Origin of the sequence: Actinoplanes hulinensis (genome assembly GCF_019429605.1) — a bacterium.
Lineage (GTDB): Bacteria > Actinomycetota > Actinomycetes > Mycobacteriales > Micromonosporaceae > Actinoplanes > Actinoplanes campanulatus.
Genome location: NZ_JAHXZI010000010.1, coordinates 146,966 through 163,511 on the forward strand (window position 1 = coordinate 146,966; position 16,546 = coordinate 163,511).

The window sequence follows — 16,546 nt, forward strand, 5'->3', positions numbered from 1 at the left end:
TAGATCGGTGGTCCGGGGGCGGCGTACGCCGTACCCGTGCCGCATGTTTATGATCTTGCCGCGTGATCCATAGGAAACTGTCCTTAGTGGCAGCAATAGGATTGATCGCGGCCTCCGCGTTCCTGGGCGCCACCCCCGCGCTCGCCGACGAGACCGAGACCGAACCGCCCGTGGTCGAGCTGGTGCTCGACGTGAGCGGATCGATGAAGGCCGCCGACGTCGAGGGCGGTACGACCCGGATGGCCGTCGCCAAGCAGGCCTTCAACGAGGTCGTCGACTCGCTGCCGGAGACCACCCAACTCGGGATCCGGGTGCTGGGCGCCACCTACGCCGGCAAGAACAAGCGGCTCGGCTGCCAGGACACCCAGCAGATCGTCAAGGTCGGCACGGTCAACCCGGTCGCCGCCAAGAACGCCATCGCCACCCTGAAACCGACCGGCTTCACCCCGATCGGCCTGGCCCTGCGCGAGGCGGCGGCGGACCTGGGCGACACCGGATCGGTACGCCGGATCGTGCTGATCACCGACGGCGAGGACACCTGCACGCCGCCCGACCCGTGCGACGTCGCCCGGGAACTGGCCGCGCAGGGCACCGAGCTGGTCATCGACACGCTCGGCCTGGCGCCCGACGAGAAGACCCGCAAGCAGCTGGTCTGCATCTCGCAGGCGACCGGTGGCACGTACGCCGCGGCGCAGAGCGAGGACGAGCTGACCGACCGGATCAAGCAGCTGGTCGACCGGGCCGCGCTGCCGCCGCCGGTGACCCCGGCCGCGGTGACCGGCGCGAAGGACTGTGCCAAGGCGCCGCTCCTGGCTGCCGGCGTCTACACCGACCGGGAGCTGATCGGCGAGCACCGCTACTACCGGGTCGCCGTCGACTCCGGTGACGAGCTGCGCGCCTCGGTGAGCGTGGCGCTGGACCGGCCGCTGAACCGCGACTACGGCGTACTGATCAAGGCGGCCACGATGGACGGCCGGGAGCTGGTCCGCGGGGTGGACGCGAGCAGCGGCCGCGCCGACGTGATCTCGGCGGGCCTGCGCTGGTCCGGCGACGAGGAACCGGATCTCTCCGCGACCTCGGACATCTGCCTGGAGGTCAGCAACTCGTTCGCCTCGGCCACCGCGGCCGGCGCCCCCGGCATGCCGGTCGAGCTGAGCATCGGCCTGGCCCCGGCCTCCGAGGCGCCGGACGCGCCGGGTCTGGGCCGTGGCCTGCTGCTGCTGTTCGTGCTGGCGATCGCCGGACTGGTGGCCGGCGTGCTGGCCGGATGGCTGACCCGCTGGTGGGTCGCCAAGTGGGGAGTGAACTGATGCGCAGTCTGCCGGCTTTGATCGCCCTCGGTTTCGTCATGCTGCCCTCTCCCGCGCTCGCCGACCCCTCGGAGGGGCCGAAGCCGGCCGCCGGGATCAGCTCGGCGGGCACCTCCTTCCTGACCGCGGTGACGATCGGCGCCGGTCAGCCGGTTAAGGTCGCCGCGGTCACCGGTGACTACCTCTACTGGTCGTTCCCCGCCGAGGCCGGGCAGCGCCCGGAGCTCGCGGTCACCGTGGACCTGTCGAAGGCCGCCGACCGTTCCGGCGCCCAGTCCTGGACCGTCGAGGTGTTCGACGGGCTGCGGCGGAGGCAGGCGTGCGTGGGCGGCGAGCAGAGCCCGGTCGCCGCGGTCTCCGACACCGAGCTGGCCCTCGGCTGCCGGCTGCGGCAGGTCCGGTCGTGGGCCGAGCCGTGGGACGGTGACCCGCTGCCGGGCACCTACTACGTACGGCTCTCCAGCACCGACCTGCCGGAGAAGGACCTGGGCCTGCCGATCGACGTGGCCCTGAACCTCACTTCGGTAAGTGGTGACACCAGCGCGGACCAGGGATCGCTTGCGGCGCCCCTGGTTCCGGACAATCGCCCGGGCGAGGTGCTGACCGCCGCTCCGTCGCCGACGGCCGAGGCTGACGATGACGACATCTCGCTGGACTGGCTGCCGGACTTCTCGTCCCGCTGGGTGTGGACGGCCGCCGGTGGCGTGATCGCCGCGATCACCGGCCTGATCGGGTTCTCCTGGACCCGGCGCCGCCGGGCCTGATCCGATGAAAGGGGGGCCGCTCGGCCCCCCTTTCCCGTTACAGCTTGTCGAGCTGGGTGACGACCATCGCGATGGCGAAGAAGCCGTAGAAGCCGATCGCCACGATCATGCCGCCGAGCCGCCAGCCACGCATCCGCACCGGCGCCGGCAGGTCCCGGGTGTTCAGCTTCACCAGCAGGATCGAGTAGAGCAGCGTCACCACCGAGGCCGCGCAGGTGGAGACGATCAGCAGGCCGAGCGGCTGGGTGAAGCCGGCCAGCAGGATGGCCGAGCCGAGCACGATCTCCGCCCACACCACGGTCAGGTAGATCCGCGGCTCGGTCCAGCGCGCGGAATCGGCGAGGTAGTTGCGGCGCAGGAAGTCCGACGCCACCCGGCCGATGATGTCGAGCAGGCCCATCGCGGCGGCCCACAGCGAGACCGCGGCCACCGCCAGGAACAGCAGCTTCAGCCACGGGCCGACCTCGTCCGCGAAGATCTCGCCCTGGATCCGCAGGAACGACGGGTCCGACTTGAGGTCGCCCCGGCCGAACAGCGTCTCGTACGCGAGCAGGCTCATCACGCCGATGGTCACGAAGCAGACCGCCACGAACGTGACCAGGTGCTCGATGTTGGCCCGCTTCCACCACACCTTCCAGCGGCCCATCGACGTCTCGTCGAGCGGGAACGTGTACCGGTCGCCGCCGGCCGCCTCCTCCTGCCCGGTGATCGGGGAGATCAGCCGGGGGACGTGGGCGCCCATGCCGTACCGCTTGTCCCGGATCCAGTTGCTCAGCACCAGGTTGTGCACGCCACCGGCGCCGGCCGCGCCGATCGCGCTGAGCAGCATGGTGAAGGTGATGCCGTCCGGGATCTGCCCGAACTCGGTGACCGTGGCCTTCGCGCCGTCGCCCCAGGTGGTCAGCGAGATCACGAAGACGACCACAACGGCCAGGAAGAACAGCGTCAGGGCGACCTTGACGACCTCGACCCGTTCGACGGTCTTGTAGACCACCTTGGACAGTGACAGCAGCACGCCGATGATCACCAGGGTGGCCACCGTGATCCAGACCGGGTCGCCACCCCCGATCAGGTACGTGAAGACGGTCGAGCCGCTGGTCGCCCAGCCGGGCCAGACGTACTGGAAGGCGCCGGCCAGGCAGATGATGACGCCCCAGCCCTTCCACCAGCGGGAGAAGCCGGCGACCACGGTCTGCCCGGTGGCCAGGGTGTAACGCTCGATCTCCATGTTGATGACGAACTGCACGGCCAGCGTGGTGAACGCCAGCCAGAGCAGGCCCAGGCCGCCGATCGCGGTCAGGTACGGCCAGAGGATGATCTCGCCGGCCGCCATGCCGATGCCGACGGCGACGATGCCGGGGCCGACCATCCGGCGTAGCGAGAGGGGTTCGGGGAGTTCACGAGTGGTGGTCTCGGTCAGCATTGCCGCTCCAGGATCTGGGAGAGGTGAAGCAACATCCGCGCGATATCGGGGGTACGCCCGGTGAACAGCTCGAACGCCGCGGCGGCCTGGTAGGCGCACATCGCCGTGCCGCCGATCGTCCGCAGACCGCGGGCACGGGCGGCACGCAGCAGCTCCGTCTCCAACGGCATGTAGACGATGTCGGCGACCCACAGGCCACGGTGGAGCGACTCTGCGGGCAGCGGGGTTCCCGGGTGGTGGTGCATGCCGATCGGGCTGGCGTTGACCAGCCCGTCGGCGTCGGCGAGCAGCTCCGGCGTGGCCGTCTTCTCGTGGCGTGCGCCGATCCGGCCGGCAAGCTCCGCACCGCGGGCCCCGTCCGGGTCCACGATCGTCAGTCGCTCGGCGCCCAGTTCACGCAACGCATGGGCACAGGCCGCCCCGGCGCCGCCCGCGCCCAGTTGCACGACGTGACGGGTCGTCACGCCGGGCAGTTGGGAACGGAAGGACTGGGCGAAGCCGTACGCGTCGGTGTTGTGTCCCTGCCGCCGGCCGTCCCGGAAGACCACGGTGTTGACCGCACCGATGTCGCGGGCCTGCGGCGAGAGGTCGTCGAGGTGCTTGATGACCTGCTGCTTGAACGGGTGGGTGATGTTGAGCCCGGCGAAACCGGCGCGGTCGGCCTCGTCGAGCAGCCGTTCGAGATCCGCGGTCTCCCCGGTGTCGAACAGCGTGTAGGTGAGCCCGAGGTGGTGGTGGCGCCCCTCGGCCTCGTGCAGCGCCGGTGACAGCGACGTGCCGATTCCGGCTCCGATCAACCCGCACCGGCTTGCCGCCATATTGATCTCCGCTTCTAATGTACGAACTGGTACGTTAGTTATCGGGTGTGACGGCGGACACTGTCAAGGCTCACGGCAGACTTACTTTTCATGACACAGGAGAAGGCCGTGGTGGAGAGACAGCGCGACGCGGGACGGACCCGCACCGAACTCCTCGACGTGGCCACCGAGGAGTTCGCCGAGAACGGCTACAGCGGCGCCCGGGTCGACGAGATCGCCGCCCGCACCCGCACCACCAAACGGATGATCTACTACTACTTCGGCGGCAAGGAGCAGCTCTACCTGGCGGTTCTCGAGCGGGCGTACGCCGAGATCAGAGCCGCCGAACGCACCGTCGACGTCGACCACCTGGACCCGGTCGCCGCGGTCCGCCGCCTCGCCGAGGTCACCTTCGACCACCACGAGGCACACCCGGCCTTCATCAAACTGGTCGGCGTCGAGAACGCGCAGCACGCCAAGCACATGAACCACGTGGCCCGGCTGGTCGACCTGAACAGCTCGGCCGTCGACCTGCTCCGCGGCGTCCTCGACCGGGGCCGCGCGGAGGGCACGTTCCGTGACGACGTCGACGCCCTCGACGTACACATGATGATCAGTTCGTTCTGTTTCTTCCGCGTCGCCAACCGCCACACCTGGGGCGCGCTCTTCGACCGGGACCTGCTCGACGAGTCCCGCCGCGGGCACTACCGCACCATGCTCGGCGACCTGGTGACCGGCTATCTGAGAAAGTGAGATCCGATGCGCCGGTCGATCGCTACGGTTTGTGTTTCCGGCACCCTTGACGACAAGCTGACGGCGGCGGCCGCGGCCGGTTTCGACGGCATCGAGCTGTTCGAGAACGACCTCGTGGTGTCCCCGTGGTCACCGGCTGAGATCCGGCGGCGCTGCGCCGACCTGGGCCTCACCATCGACCTGTACCAGCCGTTCCGCGACTTCGAGGCGGTGCCGGACGAGCTGCTCAAGGCCAACCTCGCGCGGGCCGAGCGCAAATTCGGGGTGATGGCCGAACTCGGGACCGACACCGTCCTGGTGTGCTCGTCGGTGTCCCCGGCCGCGGTCGACGACGACGACCTGGCGGCCGCGCACCTGTCACTGCTGGCCGACCGGGCGGCGGCACACGGGATCCGGATCGCCTACGAGGCCCTGGCCTGGGGCCGTCACGTGTCCACGTGGGACCACTCGTGGCGGATCGTCCAGCGGGCCGGCCATCCCGCGCTCGGGCTCTGCCTCGACTCGTTCCACGTACTGTCCCGCGAGGTCCCCCCGGACGGCATCGCCGGCATCACCCCCGGCAAGATCTTCTTCCTGCAGTTGGCCGACGCCCCGCACCTGCGGATGGACGTGCTCCAGTGGAGCCGACACCACCGCCTCTTCCCCGGCCAGGGCGCCTTCGACCTGCCCCGCTTCCTCGGCCTGGTGCTGTCCGCCGGCTACGACGGACCACTGTCGCTGGAGGTCTTCAACGACGTCTTCCGCCAGTCGGATCCGGCCCGCACCGCCGTCGACGCGATGCGCTCCCTCACCCTCCTCGAGGACCGCCTCGCCGCCCTCCCCACCGCACCCCTCCCCTCCCCCGCCCCCACCGCGCCCCTCGTCTCCCCCGCCCTCGCCGCACCCCTCGTCTCCCCCGCCCTCGCCGCACCCCTCGTCTCCCCCGCCGTTCCGCTCGCGGACCGGTCCGGCGTTCGACGTCTTCCTCCCGCTCCACGGCTGACCGGGCACGCCTTCACCGAGTTCGCCATCGACGGGCACTCGGGACCTGAACTACGATCCGCGCTGCGCGGTCTCGGCTTCGCACACACCGGCCAGCACCGCACCAAACCGGTCGAACTCTGGGAACAGGGCGCCTGCCGGATCGTCCTGAACAGCGCGGTCACCCACCCCGGCCCCGCCGCGATCAGCGCCTTCGCCGTCACCTCGGAGAACCCGCCGCTCTCCCTGGCCCGGGCCGAAGCGCTGTCCGCCCCCGCCCACCCCAACGTGCGCGAGCCCGGCGAGGCCGAACTCGCCGCGATCACCGCCCCGGACGGCACCAGCGTCTTCGTCACCCACCCCGGCGACGACTGGCGCTCCGACTTCCTGCCCACCGGCACGGCGGCCGGCCCCGGCGCCGGGCTGCTCACCGTCGACCATCTCGGCCTCACCCAGCCGTTCGACCACTTCGACGAGGCCGGGCTCTTCTACCACTCGGTGCTCGGCCTCGATCACCTTCCCACCGAGGAGTACGCGGCACCGTACGGCCTGATGCGCTCCCGCGCCGTAGCCGATCCGCAGAGGACGGTCCGCGTCGCCCTTACCGTGGCCCTGCTCCGCCGCGGCGAATGGGCGCCCGCCGTCTCCGACCCGCAGCACGTGGCCTTCACGACCGCCGACCTGATCGCCACCGCCCGCGCCCTGAGCCTGCCGCCGCTACCGGTCCCGGCCAACTACTACGCCGACCTGGCCGCCCGCTTCGGCCTCACCGACGACTTCGTGGCCACCCTCCGCGAACACGGCATCCTCTACGACCGCGACCTCTCCGGCGGCGAACTGCTCCACCTCTACACCCCGGTCTTCGGCGGCCGCGTCTTCTTCGAGATCACCGAACGCCGCGCCGGCTACGACCGCTTCGGCGAACCCAACGCCCCGGTACGCATGGCCGCCCAGCGCCACCGCCGCCTAACCACCACCCCTTAGCCCTCCACCCACCACCCCGCACCACCCCGCACCGCACCACCCCGCACCGCGCCACCCCGCACCGCACCACCCCGCACCGCGCCACCGCGCCACCGCGCCACCGCGCCACCCCGCACCGCGCCACCGCGCCAGCCTGGCGCCCCGCAGCCAGCGATCTTGGACGTTCTCCCACCGGATGCGGTGGCAAAACGTCCAAGATCTCGCCACCCGGGCGCGGCCCATCACCCGCCCCGCGCCCGCGCCCCGCCCCGCCCCGCCCGCAGCCGACGATCTTGGACGTTTTCTCACCGGATTCGGTAGCAAGACGTCCAAGATCCTGCCGATGTGGTTGCCCAGGCACCCACATCCAGCGACCTTGGACGGTCGACCACCGAATCCGGTGGGAAAACGTCCAAGATCCGCGCAGGAAGCCGGCGGCACGCGGCACGCGGCACGCGACGCGCGACGCGCGGGGCGGAGGTACGTCCCTGGGCTACATGGAAGGGGTCAAGGGCGACGGATCGCTGGGCCGCGGTTCCACCAGAGGGAGAGGGTGACGCCCGCGGTGACCAGGAGGGTGCCCAGGAGGAGGAACCAGGCGCTGATCTCGACGTCCCGCTTGGTGAGGCCGAACTCGCGGGGCAGGTCGGCGAGGACGTCGGTGAGCTGTTCGGCGTCCTCGGCCTTGAAGTAGCGGCCGCCGCTCAGGTCGGCCACCCGGGTGAGGGCTTCCTCGTCGATCTCGCGGTTGCCGCCGCCCCGGCCGCCGCCGCCGAAGCCGCCTCCGCCGAAGCTTCCGCCGGCGAAGGCCGAGTCGCCGCTGATCTGGTCGGGGGTGCAGACCATCTGCTGCGGGTCGGTGGTGCCGAAGCCGATCGTGTAGACGCGCAGCCGGCGGGCGGCGGCCTGCTGGGCGGCGGTGACCGGGTCGACGCCGGTGGTGTTGGAGCCGTCGGTGAGGACGACGATGGTGTCCGGCTGGTAGTCGATCGGCGTGCCGTCCGGGGTCTCGGGCAGTTCGACACCGGTGCCGGCCACCTCGGGGTTGATCTCGGCGATCGCGTCGATCGAGGTGAGGATGGCCTGGCCGATGGCGGTGCCGCGGCCGGTCTTGAGGTTCTCGATGGCCTCCAGCAGCGGGGCCTTGTCGGCGGTCGGCGCGACCAGCAGGCCGGCGATGCCGGAGAAGGCGACCAGGCCGATCCGGGTGTCGCCCTCCTGGGCCTCGACGAATTCGCGGGCCGCGTCGACGGCGACGGCCAGCCGGTTCGGGGCGATGTCGGTGTTGCACATCGAGCCGGAGACGTCGATGGCGAGCAGGATGGTGGTGTCGTTGGACGGCACCGTGACCGACGCCTGCGGCCGGGCCACGCCGCCGGCCAGGGCGAACAGTCCGGCCAGGAACAGGTAGACGGGGATCCGGCGGCGCCAGGCGGTGCGGCCGGGCAGTGCGGCGCGGATCAGCGCGATGCTGGAGACGGTGACCGCGGTCCGCTTGCGGCGCCGGTTCAGCCACCAGCGGGCGGTCAGCAGGAGCGGCACGGCCAGCACCGCCAGCAGCGCCCACGGCCAGCTCAGCGACATCAGATGATCCTTCCGTGCCGGCGGACGCCCAGCAGCCCGCCGAGGGTGAGGAGCAGCAGGGCCGCCGCGGCGAACGGCGCGGTCAGCTCGATCGGCTCCTTCTCGGTGGTGAGCCGCAGGTCGATCGAGCCGGTGCTGGCGGCGAGCGCGCCCGCGTCGCCGGCCGCGTGGTAGGTGCCGCCGGTGACCTGGGCGACCGCGGTCAGGAGGGTTTCGTCGAGGGCGGTGGCCAGCTGGAAGCCGTCCACCTCGACGGTGCCGCCCTTGGCGGTGCCGACGCCGACGGTCTGGATCCGCACGCCGGCGGCCGCGGCGAGTTCGGCGGCGGCCTGTACGTCGGGACCGCCGGTCTCCTCACCGTCGGAGAAGACCACGATGGTGGCCGACGGCCAGTAGCCGAGGTCGGGCGCGGCACTGTTCTGCTCGGGCAGACTGACCGGTTTGCCGGTGATGGCGCCGAGCGCGACCAGGATGGCCTTGCCGAGGGAGGTGCCGCCGCTGGGCGAGACCCGTTCGATGGCGGCGACGGCGGCCGCGTGGTCGTCGGTGGGCGCCTGGGTGAGCAGGGCCTCGCTGCCGAAGACCAGTACGCCGACGTCGACGGTGTCCGGCTGGTCCTCGACGAAGCCTTTCGCGGCCTGCTGGGCGGCGGCCAGGCGGCTCGGGGCGACGTCGCCGGCCGACATGCTGTTGGAGATGTCGAAGGCGAGCAGGACGGTGCCGGCGACCCGGGGCACGGCGACCTCGGCCTGCGGGCGGGCCAGGCCGATCAGCATGACCGGGAGGGCGGCGAGGATCAGCGCGTACGGCAGGTGCCGCCGCTTCCCCAGACCTTTGAAGCCGGCCGCTTCGAGGGCCGCCGAACGCCTCTTGGCGAGCGCGACATATCCGGCCACCGCCGCGACGCTCAGGAGGACGGCGACGGCGATGACAGCCGGGTAGAGGAAGGTCACCGGGGCCTCCGTCCGGAACGGCGGACCATGTCGACCAGGGTGGCGAGCATGTCCTGGTCGGTGGTGATCCGGTGGGGGTCGACGCCGGCCCGGCGCATGGCCTCGGCGACCTCCCGCTCGCGGGTGCCGACCTGTTCGGTGAGGCGGGCGCGCAGCAGCGGGTCGCTGGTGTCGACGAGCAACTGTTCGCCGGTCTCGGCGTCCTCGACGAGGATCAGGCCGAGGTCGGGCAGCTCCAGCTCGGCGGGGTCGACGACGCGGATGACGACGACCTCGTGGCGGTGGGCGAGCCGGGCGAGCGGGCGGTCCCAGCCGGGGTCGCCGATGAAGTCGGACATCACGAGGACGAGGCTGCGCCTTTTCGATGTCGTCGCGGCGGCCAGGTTGAGCATGGCCGCCAGGTCCGTCGTTTTATCCGACTTTTTCGCGACATTTGTGGTCAGATCGCGCGCGAGCCGCAACACTTGATCCCGCCCCGTACGCGGCGGAATGATCTTGTGACTCTGATTGTCGAAGAGGATCGCCCCGACCCGGTTGCCACCCTGGGAGATCAACCGCCCGATACTGATCGCAAGATCGGCCGCGGTCGAGTCCTTGCCCCCACCCCCACCGAAGCGCATCGACGCCGACCGGTCGATCACCAGCCAGGCCGTCATCTCGCGGTCCTCGGTGTACAACCGCACGAACGGCTCGTCCACCCGCGCCGTCACGTTCCAGTCGATGTGCCGGACGTCGTCCTCGGGGGTGTAGGCCCGCAGATCGGTGAAGTCGAGCCCGGCCCCGTGCCACACGGTCCGGTAGGAACCCTGCAGGCGCCCGTCGAGGCGGCGCCCGAGCTTCCACTCCAGGCGCCGCAGCAACCGATCGGGGGCCGTCGTCATCGAGTCCGGCCCGCCGGCTCCGGGAACGTCATGTTCGCCAGGATCTTGGCGATGACCAGATCCGCGGTGACCTCGTCGGAGAGCGCCTCGTAGGAGAGCACCAGCCGGTGCCGCAGCACGTCCAGGGCCAGGTCGCTGAGGTCCTCGGGCACCACGTACTCGCGGCCGCGGATGTAGGCCAGCGCCCGGGAGGCCAGCACCAGGCTGATCGAGGACCGCGGGCTGGCGCCGAAGGTGACGTACCGGGCCAGGTCGGTGAGCCCCACCCGGGCCGGGTCACGGGTGGCGTGCGACAGGTTGACCGCGAACTCGATCAGCGACGGGTCGACGTAGACCCGGTCGACCTCCTCCTGGAGCCCGGTGAGGATCTCCGGATCGATGATCGCCTGGATCGCGGCGGCCCGGGCCAGGGCCCGCTCGACCACCACGAACTCCTCGGTCACGCTCGGGTAGCCGACGACCACCTTCATCATGAACCGGTCGACCTGGGCCTCGGGCAGCGGATAGACGCCCTCGTTCTCGATCGGGTTCTGGGTGGCCATCACCAGGAACGGGCTGGGCAGCTTGTGGGTCTCCCGGCCGATGGTGACCTGCCGTTCCTGCATGGTCTCCAGCAGCGCGCTCTGCACCTTGGCGGGCGCCCGGTTGATCTCGTCGGCCAGCAGCAGGTTGGTGAAGACCGGACCGAGCTGGACCTGGAACTCGCCGGTCCGCTGGTTGTAGATCCGGGTGCCGATGATGTCGGCGGGCACCAGGTCGGGGGTGAACTGCACCCGGTGGAAGTCGCCGCCGATCGCCTCGGCCAGGGACTTCACGGCGAGCGTCTTGGCCAGGCCGGGCACGCCCTCGACCAGGATGTGCCCCCGGGCCAGCAGCGCCACGATCAGCCGTTCCAGCAGGTTGTCCTGGCCGACGATGGTCTTCTTGACCTCGTACAGCACCCTCTCGATCGGGCCGGCGGAGGCGGGCGGGGCGTCGGTCCAGCTCATGCGTCCATCGCTTTCCATACTCAGAGGGGAGGCGACTGTCCGTCGCCCTCGCCGGTGCCGCCGAGAGCCGCCCCGATCGGCACCGCGAACCCGATGCCGATGAAGGTGCCGGCGCCGCTCGGGTTGGCCAGCGCGATCACGATCCCGATCACCTGCCCGCGGTCGTTGATCAACGGTCCGCCCGAGTTGCCGGGGTTGACCGCCGCGTCGAACTGGATGAGGCCCTCGATGCCCTGCCCTCCATCGTCGCCGTTCAGCCTGCGGTTCAGCCCGGAGACGACGCCGCTGGTGGCGCTGAAGACCAGCCCCAGCGGGTTGCCGATCGCCACCACGTCGTCGCCGACCGCGGCGCCGCCGCCGAGCACCGCCGGGACCAGCGTCTCCGGCAGCTTCTCCGGGGTGAGCATGGCGATGTCCCGTGACGGGTCCTCGCTCCGTAGCTTGGCCGCGGCCCTGGTGCCGTCGGCGTACGTGAGCTCGATCGTCTCGGCGCCGTCGACCACGTGCAGTGCGGTCAGGACGGTGCCGTCGGCGTTGGCGATCACGCCGGTGCCGCTGCCCGCCTCGGCACGGGCCCGCGAGTCGTGCCCGGTGGTCTCGATGACCACCACCGACGGGGTGAGTGCCTGGTGGATCTGTGCCACGGTGAGGGGCGCGTCCGAGGCGGACGGCGCGGCCGACGGGGCGGTCCCGGTGGGCGTGCCGTCATCACCCCCATCGCGTACGGCCACGAGCACCGTGATCGCCACCGCCCACACCACGATCGCCCCGATGAGCACCCGGCGACGCAGAGCAGCGGTGTTCCATCGGCTCTTCCGCTCCTCCGGAGGGGGTTCCGGTGTCTCGGCGCCCTCCGGGCGGAGCACCGTCATCACGGCACGACCGCCACACTCAGCATTATTTGACCCTAGAAGCCATTCCTAAGAATTTGCCAAGAGAGTGCTCATGGTTTCCGGTACGCGACATCACCCATAAGCTGACGAAGCGGACGTTGCCGGGAGTTCCCTATCAGGGTGACCCGCGAGTAACGTGTTCCGCCGAGGGGGAATGCCATGAGCACGACTCAGCGCAAAACCACCGACGTCTCCGAGAAGCAGGCCCGCCAGACCGCGGAGGCCGCCCGCGAGTCCGAGTGGGCCCGCCCCAGCTTCGGCAAGGAGCTGTTCCTCGGCCGGTTCCGGCTCGACCTGATCGACCCACCGCCGGCGGCGCCGCCCCGGCCCGAGTTCCTGGACCGGCTGGAGGAGTTCCTGCGGTCCGGAGTGGACGGCGCCCTGATCGAGCGGGAGGCGCGGATCCCCGACGAGGTCTTCCAGGGCCTCGCCCGGCTGGGCGCCTTCGGCATGAAGATCGACGAGGAGTTCGGCGGCCTCGGTCTGTCCAATCTGCACTACTGCAAGGCGCTGACCATGACCGGCTCGGTGAGCGCCTCGGTGGCCGCGCTGCTCTCCGCGCACCAGTCGATCGGTGTGCCGCAGCCGCTCAAGCTGTTCGGCACCGAGGCGCAGAAGCGGGCGTTCCTGCCCCGGCTGGCGGCCGGCGAGGTGTCCGCGTTCCTGCTCACCGAACCGGACGTCGGCTCCGATCCGGCCCGGCTGGGCACGGTGGCCGAGCCGGTGGAGGGCGGCTTCCGGCTCAACGGGGTGAAGCTGTGGGCCACCAACGGCACGGTCGCCACCCTGCTCGTGGTGATGGCCCGGGTCCCGGAGAAGGGGATCACCGCGTTCGTGGTGGAGGGCGACGCGCCGGGCATCACGGTCGAGCGGCGCAACGCGTTCCTCGGGCTGCGCGGCCTGGAGAACAGCGTGACCCGCTTCCACGACGTGTTCGTGCCGGCGGAGAACGTGATCGGCGGCCTCGGCAAGGGTCTGCGGATCGCGCTGACCACGCTGAACACCGGCCGGCTGTCGCTGCCGGCGATGTGCGTCGGCGCCGGCAAGCGGGCGCTGGCGATCGCCCGGGAGTGGTCGGCCGACCGCGTCCAGTGGGGCCGCCCGGTCGGTGACCACGAGGCGGTGGCCAAGAAGATCGCCTTCATCGCCGCCACGACGTACGCCATGGAGTCCATGCTGGACCTCTGCTGCCGGATCGCCGACGACCACCGCAACGACATCCGGATCGAGGCCGCCCTGGTCAAGCTGTTCGCCAGCGAGATGGCGTGGCTGGTGGCCGACGAGCTGATCCAGATCCGCGGCGGCCGCGGCTACGAGACGGCCGAGTCGCTGGACGCCCGCGGCGAGCGGGCCGCCGAGGCCGAGCAGATCCTGCGCGACCTGCGGATCAACCGGATCTTCGAGGGCTCGACCGAGATCATGCATCTGCTCATCGCCCGGGAGGCGGTCGACGCACACCTGTCGGTGGCCGGCGACATCATCGATCCGGACGCCGATCTCGCCCGCAAGGCCCGCGCCGGGGCGCGAGCCGGGGCGTTCTACGCACGCTGGCTGCCCACGCTCACGGTCGGTTCAGGTCAGAACCCTTCGGCGTACGGGGAATTCGGTCCCCTGGCGCGCCATCTGCGGTGGGTGGAACGCACCTCGCGGCGGCTGGCCCGGTCCACCTTCTACGCGATGTCCCGCTGGCAGGGCCGGATGGAGCGCAAACAGGCGTTCCTGGGCCGGATCGTGGACATCGGCGCCGAGCTGTTCGCGATGGCCGCGGTGGTCTCCCGGGCACACGCCGAGCGCGGCGACCGTCCCGCCGGCCGGGAGCTGGCCGACCTGTTCTGCCGGCAGGCGCGACTGCGGGCCGAGGCGCACCTGGCCGCCCTGTGGGACAACACCGACGCCCTCGACGCGAAGGCCGCCGAGCGGGTGCTCGGCGGCCGGTACGCGTTCCTGGAGGAGGGGGTGATCCACCCGCCGGCGGACAAGCCCTGGGTGGCGGCGTGGGAACCCGGCGCCAGCACCGCCGAGGACGTCCGCCGCCGGGTCCCGCCCCCGTCCGGCTAGCGGCTCAGCCGCGCGAGATGGCGGTCATCTCGTCGCGGTCGACGACCTTGATCCGCTTGCGGCCGTGCGGCTCGCCGAGCGCGATCTCGTAGGCGTCCAGGAGCTGCCAGCCGGCCCAGGTCGTGATCGGCAGGCCACGCTGCTCCAGGTAGGCGACCGGGGCGTCCGGGTCGCCCTCCGGGGCGAGCGGCAGCCGGCCCTGCTCCTGGTCCTCCAGGAGGCTGGCGACCGTCTCGCCGGAGCAGCCCTTGGTGTGGCCGATCAGGCCGACCGGCCCGCGCTTGATCCAGCCGGCCACGTAGGTGCCGGGGACGTGCTCGCCGTCGAGGTCGATGACCCGGCCGGCGGCGTGCGGGATGGTGCCGGTGCGGGTGTCGAACGGCAGGTCCGGCAGCGCGGAGCTGAGGTAGCCGACCGCACGGTAGACGGCCTGCACGTCCCAGTCGGTGAACTCGCCGGTGCCGCGCACCCAGCCGTCGCCGGTCAGCTCCTGGGTCTCGGTACGCAGGCCGACGACCTTGCCGTCCTCACCGAGCACCTCGACCGGGGCCTGGAGGAAGTACAGGTGCAGGCGGCGCGGACGGTCCCGCGGGTCGCGGACGGCCCAGTTCTGGAGGATGTCCACGCACATCTTGATGTGCCGGGTCTGGCGCATCGCCTCGAGGCTGGCCTCGTCGAACTCGATGCCCTCGGGGTGGACGATCACCTCGACGTTCGGCGAGTGGTCCAGCTCGCGCAGCTCCTGCGGGGTGAACTTGACCTGGCCCGGGCCACGGCGGGAGAACAGGTGCACGTCGGTGACCGGGCTGGACCTGAGCGCCTGGTAGACGTTGTCCGGGATCTCGGTGACCAGCAGCTCGTCGGCGGTCTTGGCGAGGATCCGGGCGACGTCGATGGCCACGTTGCCGGCGCCGATGACGGCGACCTCCCGGGCCTCCAGGGGCCAGTCGCGCGGCACGTCCGGGTGCCCGTTGAACCAGGAGGCGAAGTCCGCGCCGCCGAAGCTGCCCTGGAGGTCGATGCCCGGGATGTCGAGGGACCGGTCCTTCTCCGCGCCGGTGGAGATGATCGTGGCGTCGTAGAAGCGGTTCAGCTCCTCCGGCTTGACGTCGACGCCGTACGAGACGTTGCCGACGAACCGGATCCGGGGGTTGTCCAGGACCCGGAAGAGCGCGTTGACGATCTCCTTGATCCGTGGGTGGTCCGGGGCCACGCCGTACCGGATGAGACCGTAGGGGGTCGGCAGCTTGTCGAAGATGTCGACGGTGACCGTCTCCGATGCCTTGATCAGATGGTCGGCGGCGTAGATACCGGCCGGGCCGGCTCCGATGACGGCAACTCGCAGGGGGCGGTTCATGGTCGCTTCCTAACTCGCGCTTCGATTCCGTCAGCCAAGATCGACGGCTGGCCGAAGCGACTGTAAAACCTCAACCTAGGTTGAGATCAATGCCGCCTCCCTCGACAAACCAGGCAAAGCGGACTTAGGGTACCCTCATGCAGGGCTCTGACCTGGTAAAACATCCACTTCTGTGTAACGGGTCTCCCTGTTCACCCGTTAGACGCCCCCCCTGAGCCCCCGGTCATCGGCTTCTGGGGTTCCCGGCAGGCGCCGCATCGAGCCTTACTGATCTGGCGTTACCGATCGGTAGCCCTGCCCACCCGAAGGAGCATTCGATGACCCGCGTACACCCCCTCCGCGCGCTGCTCGCCACCGTCGCCTCCGTGACCGTCCTGCTCGGCGTGACGACCCCGGCGTACGCCGTCACCCCCGCCGAGAAGCTCCAGGTCCTCGCCTCCTTCACCCAGAACAGCGCGGACTCCTACAACAGCTGGAACGCCGCCCGGCAGAACCAGGCCGCCTGGGCCGCCTACGGGTTCGACTGGGAGACCAACTACTGCACGGCCAGCCCCGACAAGCCGCTCGGCTTCGACTTCACCCTCGCCTGCCAGCGGCACGACTTCGGGTACGGCAACTACGAGGCGGTGGGCGCCTTCTCCGCCAACAAGTCCCGCCTCGACGACGCCTTCTACGCCGACCTCAAGCGCAAGTGCGGCACCTACTCCGCCGCCGTCCGCCCCGCCTGCAACAGCCTGGCCTGGACCTACTACGAGGCCGTGGTCATCTTCGGCTCGACCGCCGCGGTCGAGTCCGCCGACATCGAGGCCGCCGAGGCCCTGCTCGGCTGAACCCCGGGCGCCCGTGGTGGCCGCACGCGGA

The 16,546-nt window shown here is 70.8% G+C and carries 14 protein-coding genes; 6 read left to right on the forward strand and 8 right to left on the reverse strand.

What is annotated here, in order from left to right; genetic code table 11:
• Positions 1-62 precede the first annotated feature (62 nt).
• Both KZ829_RS20235 and KZ829_RS20240 read left to right on the forward strand, forming a co-directional pair.
• Positions 63-1,310: a VWA domain-containing protein gene (locus KZ829_RS20235; RefSeq protein ID WP_220145497.1), complete on the forward strand. Its 1,248-nt coding sequence runs from the start codon at positions 63-65 to the stop codon at positions 1,308-1,310.
• Positions 1,310-2,074, forward strand: coding sequence for a peptidase (locus KZ829_RS20240; RefSeq protein ID WP_220145498.1), 765 nt, complete (start codon positions 1,310-1,312; stop codon positions 2,072-2,074). The genes KZ829_RS20235 and KZ829_RS20240 overlap by 1 nt, the downstream gene beginning before the upstream one ends.
• 37 nt (positions 2,075-2,111) lie before the next feature.
• Here KZ829_RS20240 and KZ829_RS20245 read toward each other — a convergent pair whose 3' ends face one another.
• Together KZ829_RS20245 and KZ829_RS20250 are read right to left on the reverse strand one after the other, a co-directional pair.
• Entirely contained in the window at positions 2,112-3,497 is a 1,386-nt protein-coding gene (locus KZ829_RS20245; protein ID WP_220145499.1) for an Nramp family divalent metal transporter, read from the reverse strand.
• Entirely contained in the window at positions 3,491-4,315 is an 825-nt protein-coding gene (locus KZ829_RS20250; RefSeq protein ID WP_220145500.1) for a shikimate dehydrogenase, read from the reverse strand. The genes KZ829_RS20245 and KZ829_RS20250 overlap by 7 nt, the downstream gene beginning before the upstream one ends.
• A 90-nt stretch (positions 4,316-4,405) precedes the next feature.
• Here KZ829_RS20250 and KZ829_RS20255 point away from each other — a divergent pair, with 90 nt between their 5' ends.
• Both KZ829_RS20255 and KZ829_RS44070 read left to right on the forward strand, forming a co-directional pair.
• Positions 4,406-5,047: a TetR/AcrR family transcriptional regulator gene (locus KZ829_RS20255; RefSeq protein ID WP_220145501.1), complete on the forward strand. Its 642-nt coding sequence runs from the start codon at positions 4,406-4,408 to the stop codon at positions 5,045-5,047.
• A 6-nt stretch (positions 5,048-5,053) separates the two neighbouring features.
• Positions 5,054-6,991: a bifunctional sugar phosphate isomerase/epimerase/4-hydroxyphenylpyruvate dioxygenase family protein gene (locus KZ829_RS44070; RefSeq protein WP_281428186.1), complete on the forward strand. Its 1,938-nt coding sequence runs from the start codon at positions 5,054-5,056 to the stop codon at positions 6,989-6,991.
• A gap of 486 nt (positions 6,992-7,477) precedes the next feature.
• Here KZ829_RS44070 and KZ829_RS20265 read toward each other — a convergent pair whose 3' ends face one another.
• The 5 genes from KZ829_RS20265 to KZ829_RS20285 are packed head-to-tail and all read right to left on the reverse strand — an operon-like array spanning position 7,478 to position 12,249.
• Positions 7,478-8,554 carry a VWA domain-containing protein gene (locus KZ829_RS20265; RefSeq protein ID WP_220145502.1) on the reverse strand — a complete coding sequence of 359 codons (1,077 nt, stop codon included), beginning with the start codon at positions 8,552-8,554 and terminating at the stop codon, positions 7,478-7,480.
• Positions 8,554-9,507, reverse strand: coding sequence for a VWA domain-containing protein (locus KZ829_RS20270; protein WP_220145503.1), 954 nt, complete (start codon positions 9,505-9,507; stop codon positions 8,554-8,556). The genes KZ829_RS20265 and KZ829_RS20270 overlap by 1 nt, the downstream gene beginning before the upstream one ends.
• Entirely contained in the window at positions 9,504-10,388 is an 885-nt protein-coding gene (locus KZ829_RS20275) for a DUF58 domain-containing protein (RefSeq protein ID WP_220145504.1), read from the reverse strand. Before KZ829_RS20275 ends, KZ829_RS20270 begins: the two co-directional genes overlap by 4 nt.
• Positions 10,385-11,377, reverse strand: a complete 993-nt coding sequence (locus tag KZ829_RS20280) for an AAA family ATPase (protein WP_220145505.1) — start codon at positions 11,375-11,377, stop codon at positions 10,385-10,387. Before KZ829_RS20280 ends, KZ829_RS20275 begins: the two co-directional genes overlap by 4 nt.
• Before the next feature lie 20 nt (positions 11,378-11,397).
• Positions 11,398-12,249, reverse strand: coding sequence for a S1C family serine protease (locus tag KZ829_RS20285; RefSeq protein WP_220145506.1), 852 nt, complete (start codon positions 12,247-12,249; stop codon positions 11,398-11,400).
• Positions 12,250-12,429: 180 nt separating this feature from the next.
• Here KZ829_RS20285 and KZ829_RS20290 point away from each other — a divergent pair, with 180 nt between their 5' ends.
• Positions 12,430-14,328, forward strand: a complete 1,899-nt coding sequence (locus KZ829_RS20290; protein ID WP_220145507.1) for an acyl-CoA dehydrogenase family protein — start codon at positions 12,430-12,432, stop codon at positions 14,326-14,328.
• A gap of 4 nt (positions 14,329-14,332) precedes the next feature.
• Here the strand turns inward: KZ829_RS20290 and KZ829_RS20295 are convergent, their stop codons facing one another.
• Positions 14,333-15,685: an FAD-dependent oxidoreductase gene (locus KZ829_RS20295; RefSeq protein ID WP_220145508.1), complete on the reverse strand. Its 1,353-nt coding sequence runs from the start codon at positions 15,683-15,685 to the stop codon at positions 14,333-14,335.
• A gap of 317 nt (positions 15,686-16,002) precedes the next feature.
• Between KZ829_RS20295 and KZ829_RS20300 the strand changes: the two genes are divergently transcribed.
• Positions 16,003-16,515 (forward strand): phospholipase, encoded by a 513-nt coding sequence (locus KZ829_RS20300; protein ID WP_183215992.1) that lies wholly within the window; start codon positions 16,003-16,005, stop codon positions 16,513-16,515.
• Positions 16,516-16,546 lie beyond the last annotated feature (31 nt).